Origin of the sequence: Patulibacter sp. NPDC049589, from assembly GCF_040675535.1 — a bacterium.
Taxonomy (GTDB): Bacteria; Actinomycetota; Thermoleophilia; order Solirubrobacterales; family Solirubrobacteraceae; genus Patulibacter.
Window position 1 is genome coordinate 13,719 of record NZ_JBFAPC010000012.1, and the last position, 20,237, is coordinate 33,955.

Below are 20,237 nucleotides of genomic sequence, written 5' to 3' on the forward strand. Positions count from 1 at the left end.
GCAACAGAATGATCACGAGCGCAGACCCCTCGTTGCCGTTCTGGTCACCCGCGCCTGCACCGGTCGGCGATCCGCGACGGGCACGTCCGAGCCCGGGCACGGGCCGGCCCCCGGTCAGCTCCCGCGCCGCTGCAGCAGCCGCGACAACAGGACGAGCCCGCCGGCGCCCCAGACCGCGAAGACGACGATCGCGAGGCCGACCCCGCCGAAGACGTCCGTCGGCAGCGCGCCGTCGACCATCAGCCGCATCCCCTGCCCGGTGGGCGTCGCCTGGAAGATCGCGGAGGCCCACCCGGGCGGGTCGACGCCGACGGCGAACCCGGGGACGATCGCGGGCATCACGATCACCCAGCCCCACGTGTTCAGCTTGTCGGCGCTGCGGAAGACGTACGCGAGGCAGAGCCCGAAGCCGACGATCGAGACGACCATGCCGAGCGCCCCGAGCACGAACAGCCCCGGTCGTTCTATGGGCACCCCCGTGAGCGCGAGCAGGATCGCGGTGGCCGCCGCCGAGTAGACGATCCCCACCAGCGCCTTGGCGGCGAGGACCTCCGGGCCCCGCGCGGCGAGCAGCAGCGCCTCGATCGTGCGCTTCTCGATCTCCTCGGCCAGCACGATCGGCGTGGCGAGCAGCCCGATGAAGCCGACGGTCATCACGACGGCGGCGAGCACGAAGTAGTCGCGCAGCCCGAGCTCGTCGACGACGGACGGGGACTTCGGCTGGACGTCCCGCACCGCGACCTGGACCGCGGGCGCCCGGTCGGCGAGCTTCCCGACGGTCGCCGGCAGCAGGTCGACGACGGCGCGGGCGCTCGGCGAGGCGTCGGGACCGACGAGGACCCGCAGCGGCGGCGCGCGGCCGGCGCGGGCCCGCGCGACGAGGCCCTCGGGGACGACGACCGCGACGTCGGCGTCGTCGTCGGCGACCGTGTCGCGGGCCTTCGCCTCGTCGGGCTCGGTGGTCACGGTGAGGTTCAGCGCCCGGCCGACGTCGCGCGGCAGGGCGACGGAGAGCCGCTTGGCGTCCGTGTTGGTCGGGCCGCCGACCACGACGACGTCCGCCTTCGGGCGCGGCTCCTCGTCGGGGTAGATCACCGAGTAGAGGATCCCCAGCGCCAGCGGGACGATGATGATCGCGAGGATCCGGCCGTCGCGGATCGCGTCGAGCAGGTCCTTGCGGAGGATCGTCCAGACGCGCGAGAGGCTCATGCCGCGGCCTCCTTCGTGGCGGCGTCGTCCTCGTCGAGGCTCCGGCCCGCGAGCGCCACGAAGACGTCGGCCAGCGACGGCTCGTCGCTGTGGACGGTCAGGACGCGGCCGGCCCGCAGCCAGGCGGAGAGGCGCTCGTCCTGCTCCGGGTCGTCGAGCACGACCGTGTGCTCGGTGCGGTCGTCCAGGAGGACCGTCGCCCGCCGGGACGCCCCGCCGCCGCCGACGTGGAGCTTCAGCTCCCGCGGCGTGTCCAGCGCGACGATCCGGCCCTCGGAGAGGAACGCGACGCGATGGCAGAGCTCGTCGGCCTCGACCATGTCGTGGGTCGTCAGCACGATCGTCGTCCCCGAGGCGCTGAGCTCGCGGACGATGGTCCGCAGGTTGCGGGCGGACATCGGGTCCAGCCCGCGGGTCGGCTCGTCGAGGAAGAGGACCTGGGGGTCGTTGACGAGGCCGCGGGCGAGGACGAGCCGCTGCTTCATGCCCGTCGAGTAGGTCTTGACCTTGCGCCCGGCGGCGCTCGCGATCCCGACGCGCTCGAGCAGCTCGTCGGTGCGCTCCGCCGGTGCGCCGTAGAGGTCCGCGAAGAGCTTGAGGTTGTCGCGGCCGGTCAGCCGCTCGTAGAGGTTCTGGTCCTCGAAGACGAGGTTCAGGAGCCCGCGGGCGGCCTCCCGTTCGCGCACGATGTCGTGGCCGCCGACGGTCGCGCTGCCGGAGGACGGCGGCGTGCGGCCCGTGAGCATCCGGATCGTCGTGGTCTTGCCGGCGCCGTTGTGGCCGAGCAGGCCGAAGACCTCGCCGGGGTGCGCCTCGAAGCTGATCCCGTCGACGGCACGGACGTCGCCGTAGTGCTTGGCCAGGTCGGAGACCACCACGCCGGCGCCGGTGCCCGGCGGGGGTGAGGACGCCGGCTCGGCGGGACGCGGGACCGTCATGCGGGCCGACGCTACCAGTGCTCCGGAGGCCCTCGGGGCATCCGGGCGTGACGAGGGGACGGGCGGCGGGACCTCCGTCCACGAGCGTTTGCGCGCCACGAATCCGGGGCAACGGGCGCGTTCGCACCGGGGGTTGTCCCCACACCGGGCCCCGGGGCTCCCCCCGGCCGCGGACGGGGGCCTCCGCCGGAACCCTCGGGGCCGGGCCCCATGGTCGCGCGGCCGCCCCGGAAGCAGGCTGGGGACATGTCGCAGAACCGTCCCCCGTCCACCCCCGACCGGGCCCCAGGAGGCCCGTCCCGGCCGTCGCCGCTGGCCCGCGCCGTCGTCGCGGTCTCGCGGCTGTCCACCCGCCGGCCGAAGGTCACGATCGCCCTCTGGATCGTCCTGATCGTCGCCTGCACCGCCGCCGGCGTCCTCACCGGCACCCGCACGCTGACCGACGCCGAGAACGGCGTCGGAGCATCCGGCCGCGCCGCCGTCCAGCTCGACGACGCGGGCCTGCGGGCCCCGGCCACCGAGACGGTCCTGGTCCGCACCGGCGACGCCGCCACGACGGCGCGGGTCGCCCGGGACCTCGAGTCCCGCGCCCGCCGGTTGCCGAGCGTCGCGTCCGTCGCGGGCCCGTCCGTGGCCGCCCAGCGCACCGACGGCGGCCGGGCGGTCCTCGTCCGCGCGACCCTGCGCGGCGATCCCGACGACGCCGCCGACCACGTCGCGCCGCTCACGTCCGCGGTCCGCGACGTCGCCGCCGCACACCCAGGGGCCCGCTTGAGCCAGGTTGGCGCCGGCACGCTCCAGCACGAGTTCGACGACGTCGTCGCCACCGACATGCAGCGGGCCGAGCTGTTCTCGATCCCGATCACGCTGGCGGTCCTGATCATCGCGTTCGGGGCGCTCGTCGCCGCGTCCATCCCGCTGCTGCTCGGCGTGACCGCCGTCGCCGGGGCGATGGGAGCGCTCGGCGTCGTGTCGCAGATCGCGCCCAACGGCGACACGACCGGGACGATGATCGTCCTGATCGGGCTGGCCGTCGGCGTCGACTACTCGCTGTTCTACGTCCGTCGCGAGCGCGAGGAACGGCGGCGGGGCCACGGGCCCGACGCCGCGCTGCGGGCGGCGTCCGCGTCGGTCGGCCGCGCGATCCTCGTCTCCGGCATCACCGTCATGGTCGCGATGGCCGGCCTGCTCCTGACCGGGATCGGGGCGTTCACGTCGATGGCGCTCGGCACGATGCTGGTCGTCCTCATCGCGCTGATCGGCTCGCTGACCGTGCTGCCGGCCGTACTGGCGCTGCTCGGCGACCGGGTCGACCGCGGGCGCCTGCCGTTCGCCGGCCGCCGCCGCGCCCGGCGCGACGCCCGCATCGCCGCCGGCCATCGGGTCCGCCCGACGGCGTGGGAGCGCATCGCGGGCGTCGTGACGCGCCGTCCGGGCGTCTCGCTGGTGACGGCGGGCGCGATCCTGCTGGCGCTGGCGGCCCCCGCCCTCGGGATGAAGACCGGCGACGCGGGCCTCGGCTCGCTGCCGAAGGACTCGCAGGTCGCCGCCGCGCAGCGCACGATCGAGCGGGCCTTCCCGGGAGCGCCGGACGACGCGCAGCTCGTCGTCCGGGGCACGGCACTGGACCGGCCCACGGCGCGCCGCGAGCTCGCCGCCCTCGGCGCTCGCGGTGCGCGGGTGACGGAGGGCCGGGGCCCCGTGACCGTGCGGGTCGCGGCGGACGGCCGGACGGCGCTGGTGGCGGTCCCGATGCCCGACCGCGGCATCGAGGCGGGCGAGCGGACGGTCCGCGAGCTGCGCTCGGAGGTCGCCCCGACGGCCGAGCGGGTCGCAGCCGGCGCCTCGGCCCTGGTGGCCGGCGACGCGGCGTCCTCGATGGACTCCGACGACGTCATCGCGGCGAAGCTGCCGCTCGTCATCGGCTTCGTCCTCGGGCTCGCGTTCCTGCTGCTCCTGGCGGCCTTCCGGTCGGCGCGGCTGGCGGCGACGGTGGTCGGCCTGAACCTCCTGTCGATCGGCGCGGCCTACGGCGTGGTGACCGCGGTCTTCCAGAACACCTGGGCGGAGGACCTCCTCGGGTTCACGTCCTCCGGGACCGTCGTGCCGTTCTTCCCGCTGCTCTCGTTCGTGATCCTCTTCGGGCTCTCGATGGACTACAGCGTGCTCGTGCTCGAGCGGATCCGCGAGGCGCGCGAGGCCGGCCGCTCCCCGCGGGACGCGGTCGCCGAGGGCGTCGCCGCGACGGGCGGCAGCATCACCAGCGCGGCCGTCGTGATGGTCGCCGTGTTCGCGATCTTCGCGGCGCTGCGGCTCCTGGAGATGAAGCAGATGGGCGTCGGGCTGTCGGCCGCCGTGCTGATCGACGCGACGATCGTGCGCGCCATCGCCCTGCCCGCCGCCGTGACGCTGCTCGGCGAGCGCGGGTTCGGGCGCCGGGGCGGCCCGGACCGCCCGGAGCGGGTGGGCTCCCGTCGTGCACCGGCGACGTGGGAGCATGGGCGGCGGAGCGCGGCCCCCGCGACCCTCGACGCCGATGTCCGCTGAGCCCGCCGCCCTCCCGACCCACGAGCCCGACGCGGCGTTCGGGCTCCACGTCGCCCTGTCCGCCGTCGTCGGCGCCGCCGTCACCGTGGTCTGGGCGGCGGCGGGCGCCGGGGACTTCTGGGCCCGCTGGGTGTGGTTCGGCCTGGCGGTCCTGCTCGCCGTCCACGCCCTGGTGCGGCGCGTCGTCCTGACCCCGCCGCGGCCCGGCAAGGCGTACCGGACGGCACTGACGGTCCTCGCCGCGATGAGCGTCGTCGACGCCGCGATCTGGCTGCTGTCCGGGGCGGGGGCGTTCTGGCCCCTGTGGCCGATGATCGGCTACGGCGTGCTGGCCGCCACGCTGTCGGCGGTCGTGTACCGCCACCGGCTGCCGGGATCCGGCGCGCGGGAGCTCGTCGAGCGGGTGGACGAGCTGACGCGGACCCGCACCGGCGCGCTCGACGTCCAGGCCCGCCAGCTGCGGCGGATCGAGCGGGACCTCCACGACGGCGCCCAGGTCCGGCTCGTCGCCCTGACGATGCAGCTCGGGCGGGCCGAGGCGCGGCTCGAGGACGCCGGGGACGAGCTGACCCTGGCGCTCGTGCGCGGCGCGCGGGACGAGGCGTCCGCCGCGATCGGGGAGCTGCGCGACCTGGCCCGCGGGATCGCGCCGCCGGTGCTCGCGGACCGCGGGCTCGAGGCCGCGGCCGAGGCGCTCGGCCGTCGCTCCGCGTCGCCGGTGGAGGTCGACGTGGTGCTCGCCGGCCGGCCCGCTCCGGTGGTCGAGTCCGCCGCGTACTTCGTGATCGCCGAGTCGCTGACGAACGCCAGCAAGCACGTCCCCGGCGCCCAGGTCCGCGTGACGCTGCGCGACGAGGACGGGATGCTCGTCGTCCTGGTCGCCGACGACGGCCCCGGCGGCGCCGATCCCGGCGGGTCCGGGCTGACCGGGCTGCGCCACCGCGTCGAGGCGCTCGACGGGCGCCTGACCGTCCACAGCGGTCCCGGCCTGGGGACCACCGTCCGAGCGGAGCTGCCATGCGGGTCGTGATCGTCGAGGACCACGCGCTCCTGCGGGAGGGCATCGTCGCGTTGCTGCGCGAGCACGACGTCGACGTCGTCGCGCAGGCGGAGGACCCGGAGGGCCTGCTGCGCGTCGTCCGCGGCCACCGGCCCGACCTCGCGATCGTCGACGTCCGCCTGCCGCCGACGTTCACCGACGAGGGCCTGCGCGCCGCGATCCAGGCGCGGATGATCCACCCGCCGCTCGCGGTGCTGGTGTTGTCGCAGTACGTCGAGCCGGTCTACACCGCCGAGCTCCTGTCGTCGGCCGGCACCGGCGGGATCGGCTACATGCTCAAGGAGCGCGTCGGCGACGTCCGCGCGTTCATGGACGCCGTGCACCGCGTCGCCGGCGGCGGGACGGCGCTGGACCGCGAGGTCGTCGCCGAGCTCGTCCGCGACCGCGACGCGGCGGAGGACGCCGCCCTGGAGCGCCTGACCCCGCGCGAGCGGGAGGTCCTGACGCTGATGGCCGAGGGCCGCACGAACGCCGCGATCGCCAAGGTGCTCGTCGTCACCGGCGGGGCGGTGGAGAAGCACGTCACGAGCATCTTCCAGAAGCTCGGCCTGCCCGTCGCGGAGGGCGACCACCGCCGCGTGCTGGCGGTGCTGGCCTACCTGCGGGCGACCGGCTGACGCCCCTTTCGGGTGCCCCGGCCTCGTCGCCGTCCGGCGCGGTCCGCACCCGAGACGCACGGGGCGGCGCCCGCGTCCGCTCCCTACCCGACCTGCTCCGTCGGCCGGATCAGCAGCTCGTTGATCGCCACGTGCCGGGGGCGGGTGACGAGGTAGGAGATCGCGTCGGAGATGTCCTCGGAGCGCAGCGTCTCGACGCCGTCGAACCGCGTCCTGAAGCCCTCCTTCGCCGCGTCGCTCAGGTGGTCGGTGAGCTCGGTCGCCACGGCGCCGGGCTCGACGAGCGAGACGCGGACGTGGCGCTCGGTGACCTCCTGCCGCAGGCCCTCGGAGAACGCTCCGACCGCGTGCTTGGTGGCGTTGTAGACCGCCGAGCCGCTGCGGGCGACACGGCCGGCGACGGACGAGACGTTGACGAGGTCAGCGACGCCGCGCGGGTCGCTGGAGGCGGCGCTCAGCAGGTGGGGGAGGGCGGCGTGGGCGACGTACATGAGGCCCTGCACGTTGAGCGCGAGCATCCGCTCCCACTCCTCCAGCGGGGCGCCCTCGATCGGGCCGAGCAGCATCACGCCGGCGTTGTTGATCACCGTGTCGAGCCGGCCGAACTGCTCGACGGCCTCCGCCACGGCGCCCTGGGCGGCCTCGCGGTCCGTCACGTCGGCGACGATCACGTGGGCCCGGGCGCCGGCGCCGCGGATCCGCTCCGCCAGCGCCTCCAGCCGGTCGCCGCGGCGGGCGACGAGGGCGACGGCGGCCCCCTCCACGGCGAGGGAGAGCGCCGTCGCCTCCCCGATCCCCGAGCTCGCCCCCGTGACGAGGGCGGCCGTTCCGGTCAAGCGCGAAGCCATGCGCCGAGCCTAGATGATTGATTCCACGATCTCGCGGCGTGGTGCACGTCCCGGACGGCACCTGACGCCACCCGGCACCTCCGTCAGACTTCCAGTCTGGCTCTCGGCACCGTGCGACGCCAGGACACCGCCCGGAACGCACCCCACATCCACGATCTCCGTGGAATCAACCATCTAGCGGCTCGGCCGGGAGGTGCCCCTACGCCGCGGCCTTCGCGGCCAGCTGGCCGCAGGCGGCGTCGATGTCGCGGCCACGGATCAGACGGATGGTGGCGTTGAAGCCGTTGTCCTCCAGCGTCTGCCGGAAGCGCTCCATCTGGTCGCGCTCGGACCCGTCGTAGATCGAGTCGGTCGGGTTGTACGGGATCAGGTTGATCTTGTACTTCCACGGCTCGAGCAGGTCGGCCAGGAGCTGCGCCTGCTCCACGGAGTCGTTGACCCCGCCGAGCATGATGTATTCGACGAAGACCATCTTGCGGCGCTGCTCGTAGAAGCGGTCGCACGCGGCCTTCACGTCCGCCAGGGAGTAGCGGTCGTTGACGGGCATGATGTCGCTGCGCAGCCGGCTGTCGGCGGAGTGCAGCGACCACGCGAGGCGGACGGGGACGTCGCTCTCGGTCAGCTTGTCGATGCCCGGGACCCAGCCGACGGTGGAGATGCCGGTGCGGCGGTTGGTGATCCCGAGGTCCGGCAGGCGCCGGCAGACCTCGAGCACGGCGTCGAGGTTCATCATCGGCTCGCCCATACCCATGAAGACGCAGTGGTTGAGCTCGTCGATGCGGCGCAGGTGCAGCGCCTGGTCGAGGATCTCCCAGGCCGTCAGGTTGCGGCCGAACTTCATCGCGCCGGTCGCGCAGAACGTGCACGTGAGCGGGCAGCCGGACTGCGAGGACACGCAGATCGACCGGCGGCCGTCCTTGTAGCGCATGAGGACCGTCTCGATCGGTCGGCCGTCCTTGGTGTTCAGGAGCAGCTTCACCGTGCCGTCCGACGCGGTCGCGCGCGTGACCTCGGAGAGGGTCGAGAACGGGACCTTCTCGGTCAGCTCGTCGCGGAGCTTCACGGGCAGGTTCGACATCTCGTGGTAGCCGCGGGCACCGCCGGCGGTCCACTTCCAGATCTGCTCGAAGCGGAACTTGGGTTGGCCGAGCTCCTCGAGGGTGCTGCGGAGGAGGTTCAGATCCACGCACCCGATGATGGCAGGCGCGCCAAGCCGGGTCCGGAGCGGGGTCACGGCGCGTCCCGAGGCCGCGCCGCCGGCGGACCCCGCGGGACCCCTGCGGAGGCGATCCGGCGGCCGCCGCCGCGGAGGCCGGGCGGCGCCGTCAGCCGGGTCGGCCGAACCGCACGACGTTGCCCGCCGGGTCGGCGTGCGTGCCCTCGCGGGACCCGTCCGGGCGGTCCGACGGCGCCGTCGTCCGGCCGCCGGGGACGGAGGCCCACTCGCGGTGCAGCGCGTCAGGATCGTCGACCGCGGCGCGCGCGAGGCCCCGCGCGCCCGGGACGCCCGGCTCGTCCGCGACGACGCGCAGCTCCAAGCCGTCCCGGGTCGCGACGCCGCCGCCGTCCGGGTCCTCGTGGACCTCGAAGCCCAGGGCGCGGTAGTGGGCCAGCCAGGCCGGCACGTCGGGGGCGGCAAAGACCGGGACGAGGGCGCGGAGCACCGCGCCGGTGCCGGCCGGGAGCGCCACGAGGGCCGCCGCCGGGCCGGCCTCCACCGTGAACGCGGGGCCCCCCGGACCGCCGGCACCCACCGCGGCCGCCGGGCCGGGACCGTCGGCGGTCGCCCCGCGGCCCGGTCCTGCGGCGCCCGCGCGACGGACCAGGACGCGCCGGCCCTCGTCCTCCGGGACGTCGCCCGTCCGGAGCCGGAAGTCGACCCGCTGCTGGCCGGTGAAGAACACGAGCCGGACGGGGACGCCGTCCTCCTCGTCCTCGTCCGCGGCGACGATCACGGGGGCGATCTCCTCGATCCACGCCTCGCCGGTGAACGCCGCGAGGTCGTCGACGTGGAGATCGACGTCGAAGTCCGCCAGGGAGTCGCCCGTGCCCTCCGCGGCCTCGCGGGACCCGCGCAGGACGACGGCGAGCACGTCGTCGCGCCGGCCGGCCCACGCGACGATCGACCCGAGCAGCGGATGGTCCGGCGCGTCCATCCGCGGATCGTCGCAGGCGTCGTGGTCGGGTCCCGCGCGGTCCGCCGGCCGGCAAGGCGCCCAGCGGGTTGGTGCTCCCGCGGGACCCGCACCGCCCTCGTCCTCGGAGACCAGTCTCCCGGGAGGACCCCGCCCTGCAGGGCGCCGACCGCGTCGTGCTGATCACCTCCCGCGCGCTACCGCGGGGTGATCGGCGCCGCGTCGCAGGACGGTGCGGCCCGCGCCGTAGCTCGGAGCCCCATTGACGCACGTGCCATCCTCTCCGGTCCATGGACGAGCGGGACCACCAGATCGGACTGCACGGGCTCGCCCTGCTGCGGTCCGGGGTCAAGGGCGACGCCATGGGGGTCCACCGACACCGCTCCGCGATCGCCGAGCTGCTCGGCGATCCCCAGGAGGCCGCGTCGCGGCGCCTGCCCGAGGTCAGCGTCCACGAGGGCTACGCCGCCTGGGCGACGTCCTACGACGAGCGCCGCAACCCGACGATCCGCGCCGAGGAACCCGTCGTCCGCGAGCTCCTGGTCGACCGTCCCGCCGGCGTCGCGGTCGACGTCGGCACCGGCACCGGCCGCCACGCCACCTGGCTGGCGGAGCAGGGCCACGAGGTGATCGGCGTCGACACCTCCCGCGCGATGCTCGACGTCGCCCGCATGCGCGCCCCGGACCTCGAGTGGATCGAGGCCGACCTCCGCGACCTGCCGCTCGACGACGCCTGCGCGGACATCGTCGTCTGCGGCCTGACGCTGTCGCACCTGCCGAAGCTCGACGGGATCTCCGAGCTCGCGCGGCTGCTGCGCCCGGGCGGCCGGCTCGTGATCTCCAACCCGCACCCGCTCGCGACCGAGGTCCTCCACGCCCGCGCCTGGACGACGACGGAGGACGGCATCCGCGTCCAGGTGCCCGAGTGGGCCCACGGCCTGGGCGCGTACGTCACGCGCTTCGTCGCCGCGGGCCTCGTCCCGAGCGCGCTCCACGAGCCCGCGCACGACGGGGAGGACCCGATGCTCGAAGGCATGCCCGCCGCCCTCGTCTGGGCCGCCGACCGACCGAAGGCCGCCTGAAATGCGCCTGCAGAAGTTCCTGGCCCACGCCGGCGTCGCCTCGCGGCGCGCGTCGGAGGAGATCATCTACGCGGGCCGCGTCACGGTCGACGGCCGGATCGTCGCCGACCCCGCGCGCGACGTCACGGTCGAGGACGACGTCCGCGTCGACGGTCGCAGCGTCGCACCCGCGGCCGACACGGTCGTCTACGCGCTGAACAAGCCCGCCGGCGTCGTCTCGACCGCGAAGGACACGCACCGGCGGGAGACCGTCGTCGACCTCGTGCCCGCCGGCGGCCGGCGGCTGTACCCCGTCGGCCGGCTCGACGCCGAGACCACCGGCCTGATCCTCCTGACCGACGACGGCGACCTCGCCGACCTGCTGACGCACCCGCGCTACGAGGTCGAGAAGGTCTACATCGCCGAGGTCATCGGCGGACCGGTCGGCCCCGAGACCGTGGAGGCGCTCCGCTCCGGCGTCCAGCTCGACGACGGCCCGACGCTGCCCGCCGGCGTCGAGCTGCTCAACCCGCAGCTGCTGCGGATCACGCTCCGCGAGGGCCGCAAGCGCCAGGTCCGCCGGATGTGCGAGGCCGTCGACCACCCCGTGATCTCGCTCCGCCGCGTCAAGCTCGGCCCGCTCGACGTCGGCCGCCTGAAGCCGGGGGAGTGGCGGGTGCTGGAGGCCTCCGAGGTCGCCGCGCTGCGCGCCGCGCCCCGCGGGCCGCACGCCCGCTGAGGCCGGCACCGGAGGGGGCCGTGGGGCGACCCGCGGCGCGCGGTGCGATCATCCGCCGGATGCGGCTGCACGCCCTCCGCGGGGCCATCTCCGTCGAGCACGACGACGCGGACGAGATCCTCGCCCGGACCACCGAGCTGATGCACGAGCTCCTCGACCGCAACGCCCTGCGGCCCGACGACGTGGTCTCGTGCATCTTCACGGCGACACCGGACCTCAAGGCGGCGTTCCCCGCCGCCGCCGCACGCCAGATGGGCTTCGACCAGGTGCCCCTGATGTGCGCGGTCGAGATCGACGTCCCCGGCGCGCTGCCGAAGATCATCCGGGTGATGGCCCACTACCACTCCGCCGACGAGGACCACCGCGCCTCGCACGTCTACCTCGGCCGCGCGAAGGCGCTGCGCCGGGACCTCGACTCCGCGCAATAGGAGGGGGCCGGGCCCCGCCCTGAGCGTCTCGGGGTCGGGGCGCGTCGGACTGCGGCGCGGCCCAGGGCATCCGGAAGAGGGGGCCGGGCCCCGCCCTGAGCGTCTCGGGGTCGGGGCGCGTCGGACTGCGGCGCGGCCCAGGGCACCCGGAACGGGCTTGAACCTGCGGGGACGGCCGAACGCCGCCGGACAGCGGTCCGCGGGGCCTTCGTGGGACCATCACACCGTGCCGCTGAAGATCACCGACCGCGCCGCGAAGATCCCGCACTACCCCACCGCGGGCGGCTACAGCCTGCCGGACGGCGTCGCGCTCCTCGCCTCCAACGAGTGCCCCGACCCGCCGCTGCCCGAGGTCGTCGCCGCGGCAGCCGCCGCGCTCGCCGCGACCAACCGCTACCCGGACCCGGCGTACCGCCCGCTGCGCGAGGCGCTGGCGGAGCACACCGGGGTCGACGCGTCGCTGATCGCCGTCGGCAACGGCTCCTGCGAGGTCCTGCTGGCCCTCGGCGAGGCGCTGCTCGACCACGACTCCGAGCTCGTCTACGCCTGGCCGGCCTTCTCGGTCTACCCGCACCTCGAGGCCGCCTCCGGCGCGACCGCGATCCGCGTCCCGCTCGACGGCGACCACCGCCACGACCTCGACGCGCTCGCCGCCGCGATCACCGACAAGACACGTCTCGTCATCGTCTGCAACCCGAACAACCCGACGTCGACCGCCGTCGGCCTCGACGAGATCCGCGCGTTCCTCGCGAAGGTCCCCGAGGACGTCGTCGTCCTCCTCGACGAGGCCTACATCGAGTTCGCCGAGCAGTACCGGCCCGAGGACTCGGTCCCGCTGCTGCAGGAGCACCCGCACCTGATGCTGCTGCGGACGTTCTCCAAGCTCTACGGCCTCGCCGGGCTGCGGGTCGGCTACGGCCTCTGCAGCTCACCGGAGCTCGTCGCCGCCGTCGAGCGCGTCCGCCAGCCGTTCGTCGTCAACGTCGCCGCGGCCGCCGCGGCGACCGAGGCCCTGCGCCACCCCGGCGCGACGCAGGCGCGGATCGCCCAGGCCCGCGAGTCCCGCGCCGCGCTCGCCCACGGCCTGCGGGCGCTGGGCATCGAGCCCGCCGCATCGGAGGCGAACTTCAGCTGGTTCGACCTGCCGGCCCCCGCCGGCGCCTCCGACGACGAGCGCGGCGCGCTGGAGACCCACGTCATCGGGACCCTGCGCGACGCCGGCGTCCTCGTCCGCTCCGGCGGCGCCCTCGGCCGCGCCGGCGCGCTGCGGGTCACCTACGGCACGCCGCAGGAGAACGAGCGCTTCCTGACCGAGCTGCGGGCCGCGCTGGCCTGAGCGTCCGGCCCGGGGCTCCGGCCCGCGGTGCGACCGCGCGACCCGGGCGCCCGGGCTCGGTCGGTCCGTCCGGGGCGGTCGGTGGGCCGGACGAATCGCGCCGTCGTCGTCGACTACCCTTTCCGTGACCGCGCTCACACGGAGGGCGGCCCCGACGACCGCCGGCGTGCTTCGACTCCTCCCTCCCGCGGCCCTCGCCGCCCTCGTCCTGGCCGGCTGCGGCGGCGACGACTCGCGCCCACCGACGGCCACCGTCGCCGCGACGGACCCCGCGTCCGTCACCTGCCGCGACTACCCGACGCCGCGGCGCGAGACGTGCGAGAGCTCGTACTTCGCCTGCCGCGAGGACCGCGCCGAGATCATCGACGACATCGACCGCGGCTCCCGCCCCGACCGCCGCACGATCAGCGTGGCGTACGCCAAGTCCTACTGGGGCGACTGGGACGAGGACACCCGCGCGGCGGCCCGCAAGGGCTGCCTGCGCGCGTTGCCCCGCTGACCACCCCGGGGACGCGCCGGTCGCCCGCCGGCGCGACGGACCGGCCGTGCCCGACCCGCCGGCGCGCCCGTGGACTAGGTTGCGGCGGTGCGCTCGGTCGTCCAGGACTACATCGAATCGATCCTGGGGGACTGCACCGCGGACCGCTCCGGCGCGGTCGCCGACTACATCCCCGAGCTCGCGGCCGCCGAGCCCGACCGCTTCGGCGTGTGCGTCGCCAGCGCCGACGGCTACGTCTACGAGGCCGGCGACTCGCGCGTCCCGTTCACGATCCAGTCGATCTCCAAGCCGTTCACGTACGGCCTGGCGCTCGCCGACCGCGGCCTGGAGGCCGTCGACGCGAAGGTCGGCGTCGAGCCCTCCGGCGACGCGTTCAACGAGATCAGCCTCGACCGCGAGTCCGGCCGCCCGCGCAACCCGATGATCAACGCCGGCGCGATCACCGCCGCGTCGCTGGTGGCCGGCGACGACGACGCCGCGACGTTCGAGCGGATCCGCCGCGCCTACTCCGCCTACGCCGGCCGCGAGCTGCAGCTGGACGAGGCGGTCTACGAGTCCGAGCGCCGGACCGGCCACCGCAACCGCGCGATCGGCCACATGCTGCGAACGGTCTCGATCCTCGAGGACGACCCCGAGCCCGTCGTCGACCGCTACTTCCGCCAGTGCTCGCTGCTCGTCGACGCCCGGGACCTGGCGATGATGGCCGCCACGCTCGCCAACAACGGCATCCAGCCGCTGACCGGTGAGCAGGTCCTGGCGCCGCACCTCGTGGAGCGCGTGCTCTCGGTGATGACGACCTGCGGCATGTACGACGGCGCGGGGGACTGGGTCAGCGGCGTCGGCATGCCCGCCAAGAGCGGCGTCGGCGGCGGCGTGCTCGCCGTGCTGCCGGGCCAGATCGGCGTCGCGGTCTTCTCACCCCGGCTGGACATCCACGGCAACAGCGTCCGCGGCGTGCAGGCCTGCCGCCGGCTCTCCCGCGAGCTCGAGCTGCACTTCCTCCACGTGTCCCGCGGCGCCCGCTCGGCGGTCCGCGCGTCCTGGGACCTGGTCGACCGGCCGTCGCGCCGGCGCCGCACGCCCGAGGAGGAGGGCGTCCTGCGGGAGCATGGCCGCCGCGCCCGGATCTACGCGCTCCACGGCGACCTGCGCTTCGCCGGCGCCGAGACCGTGGTGCGCGAGATCGCGCGCCGCAGCGACGACCTCGAGCTGCTCGTCCTCGACCTGCGCCGCGTCGACGAGGTCGCCGGGGTCGCGCGCCGGATGCTCGCCGAGTTGCGCGAGCGGCTGCGCGCCTCCGGCTGCGAGGTCTCGATCGTCGACCCCGATGGCGTGCTGCCCGAGCCCGAGCACGACGACCAGTCCTGGCCGCCGCGCCACGGCGGCCTCGACGGGGCGGTCGAGTGGTGCGAGGACGACCTGCTTGCCCGCTACGGCTCGCCGACCTGCAGCCTCGAGCACGTCGCGCTGGAGGACCACCCGCTCGTCGCGGGCCTGGACGCCGGCCAGCTCGCCGTGCTCCGGGAACTCCTGCGGCCGCGGACGGCCGCGGCGGGCGACGTGCTGGCGCGCCGCGGCGACGCGCCGGTCGGCATCCACCTGATCCTCTCCGGCCGCGTGACGGTCAGCGTCGACGGCCCCGACGGCCGGCCGCGCCGCGTCGCGACCCTGTCGGCGGGCATGAGCTTCGGCGAGCTGGCGCTCGTGGCGGGCCGCCCGCACGCGGCCGACGTCCACGCCGACGGCCCGGTCGACCTGCTCGTCCTGGACCCCGAGGCGTTCGCGGTCCTCGGCGCCGAGGCGCCGGCCGTGCGGCTCGGCGTCGTCGAGGGCGTCGTGACGCGGATCTTCGAGACCGACGGCCGCGCAGCTCGGGCGATCGCGACGCGCACGCTGGCGGGGGCCGGCGGCGAGCCGGTGCCGTCGCCGGCCTGAGGCGCTCGCGCGACCCTGCCGGCGGGCGCCGGCAGGTGTCGGACGGCCGACGGATCGCTGCGGCCTGGGGATTCCGGCAGCCGACGGGTCCCGGACGGCCGACGGGTCCCGGACGGCCGACGGGTCCCGGACGGCCGACGGGTCCCGGACAGCCGACGGGTCCCGGACAGCCGACGGGTCCCGGACAGCCGACGGATCCCCGACTGCCGACGATCCCTCCGGGCCCTCGCGCGACGCCGCGGCCGACGGACCGCGGGTCCGGCGGTCACAGGACGTTCCCACCCCGGCGCGCGGGGCGGCCTACCGTCGGCTCCACGATGGACGCCTGGGAATCCGGCCTGTTCGACGACGACCTGGCCGCCGACGTGCGCGGGGACTGGGAGGCCGCCCTCGCCGGGGGCGCCACGCCCGCCCGCGCCACGCGCCGCCTGGTCGAGGACTGGCTCGACGAGGTCGCGGGCTCCGTGGCGCTCGCGGCCGCCTTCTGGATCGCGCTGGCCGCGCTCCAGCTGCGGGCCGGGGCGCTGGAGGTCGACGTCCGCGACCGCGCCGTCCGCGCGATCGGCCGCGGCGAGGACCTCGACCGCTGGGAGCAGGGCCCGTTCGGCCTCGAGCGCGACGAGGGGGAGGACGCTCGCAACGAGGTCGCCGACCGCCGCCACGTGACGGCGGCGCTGCGTGCCCGCCTGCTGCGCGCGCCCGTGGTGGACGGCGCGCCGGGCGGCGTGCACCGCGCCTGACGGACGCCGGCAGGGTCGCGGCCCGGCCCGGCCGCACGGAGACGCGGAAGTCCCATCGAGGTCGGAACGCCTCGGGTACGGACCTCGGCGGCCGACGGATCCTGTCGGGCGGGACGGAGCGTCTCGTCGAGTTGTGGACCTCCGGGGTACCCAACTCGACGGGGGCCGGGTCCGGATCGGGCGGGACGGAGCGTCTCATCGAGTTGTGGACCTCCGGGGTACCGAACTCGACGGGGCCGGGTCGGACCGGCCGCGGCGGTCAGTCGTCGCCGTCGTGGTCCCCGCCACCGGTGACGACGGCGTACGACGCGGTGAGCCGCACCGTGCGCTCGACGGACGAGGACGTCAGGACCTCGACCTCGTAGCGGGCGCGGCCCTCGTCCTCGACGTCGATGCCGGTGACGAGGCCCTTGACGCGCTTGGTCGCGGCGCTCGCGGCCTTGCCGGCCGTCGCGTACGTCAGGCCGTCGCGGTCCTCGTTCGTGGTCCGGGTGGCGCGGAACGCGCGATCGAGGTGGACCTCGCGGGCCTTCCCGGCCTTCGTGAGCACGGTGACGTCGTAGGTGACGCGGCCGCCGTCGGCGTCCCGCTCGATCTGGGTCACCCGGCCGGAGACGGCGCGCAGCGCCGCGGCACGGGCCTTCGTCGCCTGGGCGTGGGTCAGGCCGTCGTCCCCGGCGTGGGCGGCCCGCGGGGTGGCGGGGACGTGGGCGGTCGGAGCGGCCGTCGCGCCGGTGGCCGGGGAGACCACGGCCGGACCGGCGGCGGGCACGACCACGCCGGACGACGTGCCGCCCGCATCGGGCCGGTCGACGGCGCCGGCGACGGCGGCGCCGCCCGCCGCGGTGACGGCGGCGATGGCGGTGACGGTCAGGGCGGTGCGGGGGCGGATCATGGACGGCTCCTCGTTCGGGGATCTCAGCGGTGGTCGGGTCCGGGCCGGTCGTGCCGGGGACCCTGGGCACCGCTCGGGACCGAGGCTAGGGAGGGGCACATGAGCGTTCGATGAGAGCCGCCCGGTCCACGGCGCACCCGTCGCCTCGGCGGCCGGGGCAGCCAGTCACCCGTCGTCCACCGACCCGCCCGCCCCGGGGCATGCGGCCGCCGTCCGTCCTGGTCTGCCCGTTCCGGCCGGCCCGTTCCCGCCCGCTCGCCCCGCTGCCGGGTCGCGCGACCAGCTGCCCGCACGTCCAGGCGACCACGTGCGCCTCCCCGGGCGTATCTCGCTGGTGATTGGATCCATTCACCAGCGACATAGCGCCTCGGGGCGCATGCGTCTCCGGCGTGACCGACGCCCGTGCGCGGGCCCCGACGTCGAGCGCCCTGCCCGCCGTCCTGCCTGTCGATTCCCGGCCGTCCTGCCCGCCGATTCCCGGCCGTCCTGCCCGCCGATCCTCGGCCGTCCTGCCCGCCGATTCCCGGCCGTCCTGCCCGCCGATCCTCGGCCGTCCCGCCCGCCGATCCTCGGCCGTCCTGCCCGCCGATTCCCGGCCGTCCTGCCCCCCGATCCTCGGCCGTCCCGCCCGCCGATCCCGGCCGCCGGCCGGCCGGGGCCGGCGGTGGAAGCGTCGGCGTTGTCCGTCGGCGTTGTCCGTCGGCAGGGAGGCCGATCGGGCCGTCCGCGTTGCCTGCCGCCGGGAGGGCGTTCGCGGGTCCGCGTCACGCGTCGGCCGGGGCGGTGATCGGGGATGCCCGTGTTGCCGCCAGCCGCCCACGGTGCGCCCGCCGTTCGTGCCACCTGTGGCCCAGTAGGGCGATCGAGGTGTCCGTGTCGCAGTCGGGCGCCCACGGCGAGCCAGGCGCTCGTGCGCCCGTCGGCCAGCCGGCGAAAGAAGCGACCGCCTCTCCGTCAGCCGCCGACGGAGAACCAGGCGTCCACCCCGCCCGCCGCCGGGACGGGCACCCGCCTCTCCGTCAGCCGCCCACCGAGAACCAGGCGTCCGTCCCGCCGCCGTCGCGGTCCTCGACGCCCGCCCGGCCGCCGTGGGCCTCGGCGACGGCCGCGACGATCGCGAGGCCCAGCCCGGTCCCGCGTCGTTCCCGCCGGTCCCCGGCGCCGGTCACGAAGCGGTCGAACACGCGGCCCCGCAGGTCGTCCGGCACGCCCGGCCCGCGGTCGAGCACGTGCAGCCGGACCTGAGCGTCGGGGACCGCACCGACGTGCAGCTCGGTGTCACCGGCGCCGTGGCGCAGCGCGTTCTCGGCGAGCCCCGTCAGCGCGCGGGCCAGGTCGCCGCGGCGCGCGGCCACGCCGTCCGGGGCACGGGGATCGATCGTCACCTCGAGGGCCCGGCCCTCCGCGGCGAACGCGCCGGAGCAGCGGTCGCGGACGTCCTCGAGCAGCGGCCGCAGCCGGACCTCGGCGCGGTCGTCCGGGCGCTCGGCCTCGGCGCGCGCCAGGACCAGCAGGTCCTCCGCCAGGCGTTCGAGGCGCCGGGTCTCGTCCGACGCGGACGCGAGGGCGGCGCGCAGCGCGTCGGCGTCCCGCTCGCCGCGCCCGGCCAGGTCGAGCTCGGTGCGCAGGATCGTCAGCGGGGTCCGCAGCTCGTGGCTGGCGTCGGCCGCGAACGCGCGCTCGCGGCGGAAGCCCTCCGCCTGCCGGTCGAGCATCGCGTTCAGGGTCCGGCCGAGGCGGGCGATCTCGTCGCGGGAGGGCGGCACCGGCAGCCGCTCGTCCGACGGCCCGGCGATGCCCTCGGCCCGCCGGCGCATCGCCTCGACCGGCCGCAGCGCCCCTGCGGCGAGGCCCCAGCCGAGCACGGCGGACAGCAGGACCGCGACCGGCAGGCCGACGAGCAACGCGGTGTCGAGCGAGCGGACGGCCGCGTCGCGCTCGTCCGTCGAGACGGCCGCCACGACGATCGGCAGGTCGGCGCGGTCGTCGTCGACCGGGCGCGCCAGGATCCGGGCGGCGAACCGGTCGGTGTCGCCGTCGTCGTCGCGCAGCCCGACGTCGCGCCGGGGGACGGTGACGTCGTCCCCCGCGGCCCGGCCGCGCTCGCCGGCGTCCAGCAGCGGGGCGGCGGCCAGTCCCGGGCTCGCCGCGAGGACCCGGCCGGAGCGGTCGAGCACCTGGACCGCCACGGCGTCCTCGTCGGCCTCGCCGGCGGGCACCGCGGCGGCGGGGGAACGGCCCGCGACGAGCGATCCGGCGACGTCCGCGACCCGGCCCTCCAGCGTCCGGTCCAGGCCGTCGTCGAGCCCGCCGGTGACCTGGCCGCGCAGGAACGCCCCGAGCCCGGCGAGGACGAGCGCCATCGCCAGGGTCGACGCGACGACCACCTGCAGGCGCACCGACAGGCGGCTCACGCGGGATCCCCGTCGGCGTCGAGCCGGTAGCCGACGCCGCGCACGGTGGCGATCAGGGTGGTCCCGAACGGCCGGTCGACCTTCTGCCGGAGGTAGCCGACGTAGACGTCCACGACGTTGGAGCGCGGGTCGTACGCGTCGTCCCACGCCGCCTCCAGCAGCGCCCGGCGGTCCAGGGCCTCGCCGGGCCGGCGGGCGAGCGCCTCCAGCAGCGCGAACTCCTTCGCCGACAGGTCGAGCTCCTCCTCGCCGTGCCACGCCCGGCGGGCCGCCGGATCCACCCGCAGCGGCCCCGCGACGAGCACCGGGTCCAGCGTCGCCGGGCCGCGCCGCCCGAGCGCCCGCAGCCGCGCCTCGAGCTCGCCGAAGTCGAACGGCTTGACGAGGTAGTCGTCCGCGCCGCCGTCCAGGCCGGCGATCCGGTCCTCGACCTCGCCGCGCGCCGTCAGCATCAGGACGGGCGTCCGCACGCCGTCGGCGCGCAGCCGGCGGCAGGTCTCGAAGCCGTCGATCGTCGGCAGGCCGACGTCGAGGACGACGACGTCGTAGGCGGTCGAGCCGGCCCGCCACAGCGCCTCCTCGCCGGTGCCGGCGAGGTCGACGGCGTGTCCGGACTCGCGGAGCCCGCGCGCCAGGAGCGTCGCGAGCTTCGCCTCGTCCTCGACGATCAACAGGCGCACGGGGGAGGACGGTAGTGCGTCCGGGCCGGGACGTGGCGCGCATACGCTCGCCAGCCGGGACATCGCGTCGAGTTGGGTACCTCCTGGGTACCGAACCCGATGCGCACCCGGCGCCTGACGACGCGGGACCGCATCGCGTCGAGTTGGGTACCTCCT

Annotated in this window: 18 protein-coding genes; 10 read left to right on the forward strand and 8 right to left on the reverse strand. The window is 76.0% G+C overall.

All coding sequences use genetic code 11. From position 1 onward, the window contains the following. Nucleotides 1-114: 114 nt before the first annotated feature. Together AB0L40_RS03760 and AB0L40_RS03765 are read right to left on the reverse strand one after the other, a co-directional pair. The gene (locus AB0L40_RS03760; RefSeq protein ID WP_364349378.1) at nt 115-1,209 is read right to left on the reverse strand and encodes an ABC transporter permease; all 1,095 of its coding nucleotides are present in this window, start codon (nt 1,207-1,209) and stop codon (nt 115-117) included. After that, nucleotides 1,206-2,147 carry an ABC transporter ATP-binding protein gene (locus AB0L40_RS03765; protein WP_364349381.1) on the reverse strand — a complete coding sequence of 314 codons (942 nt, stop codon included), beginning with the start codon at nt 2,145-2,147 and terminating at the stop codon, nt 1,206-1,208. Before AB0L40_RS03765 ends, AB0L40_RS03760 begins: the two co-directional genes overlap by 4 nt. Before the next feature lie 246 nt (nt 2,148-2,393). Here AB0L40_RS03765 and AB0L40_RS03770 point away from each other — a divergent pair, with 246 nt between their 5' ends. Genes AB0L40_RS03770 through AB0L40_RS03780 form a run of 3 tightly spaced genes read left to right on the forward strand, consistent with a single transcriptional unit; the run spans nt 2,394 to nt 6,371 of the window. Next, nucleotides 2,394-4,694, forward strand: a complete 2,301-nt coding sequence (locus tag AB0L40_RS03770; RefSeq protein ID WP_364349384.1) for an MMPL family transporter — start codon at nt 2,394-2,396, stop codon at nt 4,692-4,694. Beyond that, nucleotides 4,684-5,724: an ATP-binding protein gene (locus AB0L40_RS03775; RefSeq protein WP_364349387.1), complete on the forward strand. Its 1,041-nt coding sequence runs from the start codon at nt 4,684-4,686 to the stop codon at nt 5,722-5,724. The genes AB0L40_RS03770 and AB0L40_RS03775 overlap by 11 nt, the downstream gene beginning before the upstream one ends. After that, nucleotides 5,712-6,371 (forward strand): response regulator transcription factor, encoded by a 660-nt coding sequence (locus tag AB0L40_RS03780; protein ID WP_364349390.1) that lies wholly within the window; start codon nt 5,712-5,714, stop codon nt 6,369-6,371. The genes AB0L40_RS03775 and AB0L40_RS03780 overlap by 13 nt, the downstream gene beginning before the upstream one ends. Nucleotides 6,372-6,454: 83 nt before the next feature. Here the strand turns inward: AB0L40_RS03780 and AB0L40_RS03785 are convergent, their stop codons facing one another. The 3 genes from AB0L40_RS03785 to AB0L40_RS03795 all read right to left on the reverse strand — a co-directional run bounded on the left by AB0L40_RS03785 (nt 6,455) and on the right by AB0L40_RS03795 (nt 9,375). Beyond that, a complete protein-coding gene (locus tag AB0L40_RS03785) occupies nt 6,455-7,219 on the reverse strand; it encodes an SDR family NAD(P)-dependent oxidoreductase (protein ID WP_364349393.1) in 765 nt (254 codons plus the stop codon). 199 nt (nt 7,220-7,418) lie between these two features. Continuing rightward, nucleotides 7,419-8,405, reverse strand: coding sequence for a 23S rRNA (adenine(2503)-C(2))-methyltransferase RlmN (gene rlmN / locus AB0L40_RS03790; RefSeq protein WP_364349396.1), 987 nt, complete (start codon nt 8,403-8,405; stop codon nt 7,419-7,421). 139 nt (nt 8,406-8,544) lie between these two features. Continuing rightward, nucleotides 8,545-9,375 carry an aminoglycoside 6-adenylyltransferase gene (locus AB0L40_RS03795; protein WP_364349399.1) on the reverse strand — a complete coding sequence of 277 codons (831 nt, stop codon included), beginning with the start codon at nt 9,373-9,375 and terminating at the stop codon, nt 8,545-8,547. Between the two features lie 269 nt (nt 9,376-9,644). Here AB0L40_RS03795 and AB0L40_RS03800 point away from each other — a divergent pair, with 269 nt between their 5' ends. From AB0L40_RS03800 to AB0L40_RS03830, 7 genes are all read left to right on the forward strand, one after another. Further along, nucleotides 9,645-10,436 carry a class I SAM-dependent methyltransferase gene (locus tag AB0L40_RS03800; protein ID WP_364349402.1) on the forward strand — a complete coding sequence of 264 codons (792 nt, stop codon included), beginning with the start codon at nt 9,645-9,647 and terminating at the stop codon, nt 10,434-10,436. Nucleotide 10,437: 1 nt separating this feature from the next. Next, on the forward strand, nt 10,438-11,154 hold the full coding sequence (locus AB0L40_RS03805; RefSeq protein ID WP_364349405.1) for a pseudouridine synthase: 717 nt from the start codon (nt 10,438-10,440) through the stop codon (nt 11,152-11,154). Nucleotides 11,155-11,213: 59 nt separating this feature from the next. Continuing rightward, nucleotides 11,214-11,582, forward strand: a complete 369-nt coding sequence (gene aroH / locus AB0L40_RS03810; protein WP_364349408.1) for a chorismate mutase — start codon at nt 11,214-11,216, stop codon at nt 11,580-11,582. Between the two features lie 226 nt (nt 11,583-11,808). After that, nucleotides 11,809-12,918, forward strand: a complete 1,110-nt coding sequence (hisC, locus tag AB0L40_RS03815) for a histidinol-phosphate transaminase (protein ID WP_364349411.1) — start codon at nt 11,809-11,811, stop codon at nt 12,916-12,918. 166 nt (nt 12,919-13,084) lie between these two features. Next, the gene (locus AB0L40_RS03820) at nt 13,085-13,417 is read left to right on the forward strand and encodes a hypothetical protein (RefSeq protein ID WP_364349414.1); all 333 of its coding nucleotides are present in this window, start codon (nt 13,085-13,087) and stop codon (nt 13,415-13,417) included. Nucleotides 13,418-13,504: 87 nt separating this feature from the next. After that, complete coding sequence (gene glsA / locus AB0L40_RS03825) at nt 13,505-15,352, forward strand: glutaminase A (protein ID WP_364349417.1); 1,848 nt, start codon at nt 13,505-13,507, stop codon at nt 15,350-15,352. Between the two features lie 317 nt (nt 15,353-15,669). Beyond that, on the forward strand, nt 15,670-16,092 hold the full coding sequence (locus tag AB0L40_RS03830) for a hypothetical protein (RefSeq protein WP_364349420.1): 423 nt from the start codon (nt 15,670-15,672) through the stop codon (nt 16,090-16,092). Between the two features lie 259 nt (nt 16,093-16,351). Here AB0L40_RS03830 and AB0L40_RS03835 read toward each other — a convergent pair whose 3' ends face one another. The 3 genes from AB0L40_RS03835 to AB0L40_RS03845 all read right to left on the reverse strand — a co-directional run bounded on the left by AB0L40_RS03835 (nt 16,352) and on the right by AB0L40_RS03845 (nt 20,081). After that, nucleotides 16,352-16,987: a PepSY domain-containing protein gene (locus AB0L40_RS03835; RefSeq protein ID WP_364349423.1), complete on the reverse strand. Its 636-nt coding sequence runs from the start codon at nt 16,985-16,987 to the stop codon at nt 16,352-16,354. A 1,019-nt stretch (nt 16,988-18,006) separates the two neighbouring features. Further along, nucleotides 18,007-19,401: an ATP-binding protein gene (locus tag AB0L40_RS03840; protein ID WP_364349426.1), complete on the reverse strand. Its 1,395-nt coding sequence runs from the start codon at nt 19,399-19,401 to the stop codon at nt 18,007-18,009. Beyond that, nucleotides 19,398-20,081 carry a response regulator transcription factor gene (locus AB0L40_RS03845; RefSeq protein WP_364349429.1) on the reverse strand — a complete coding sequence of 228 codons (684 nt, stop codon included), beginning with the start codon at nt 20,079-20,081 and terminating at the stop codon, nt 19,398-19,400. Before AB0L40_RS03845 ends, AB0L40_RS03840 begins: the two co-directional genes overlap by 4 nt. Nucleotides 20,082-20,237: the final 156 nt, after the last annotated feature.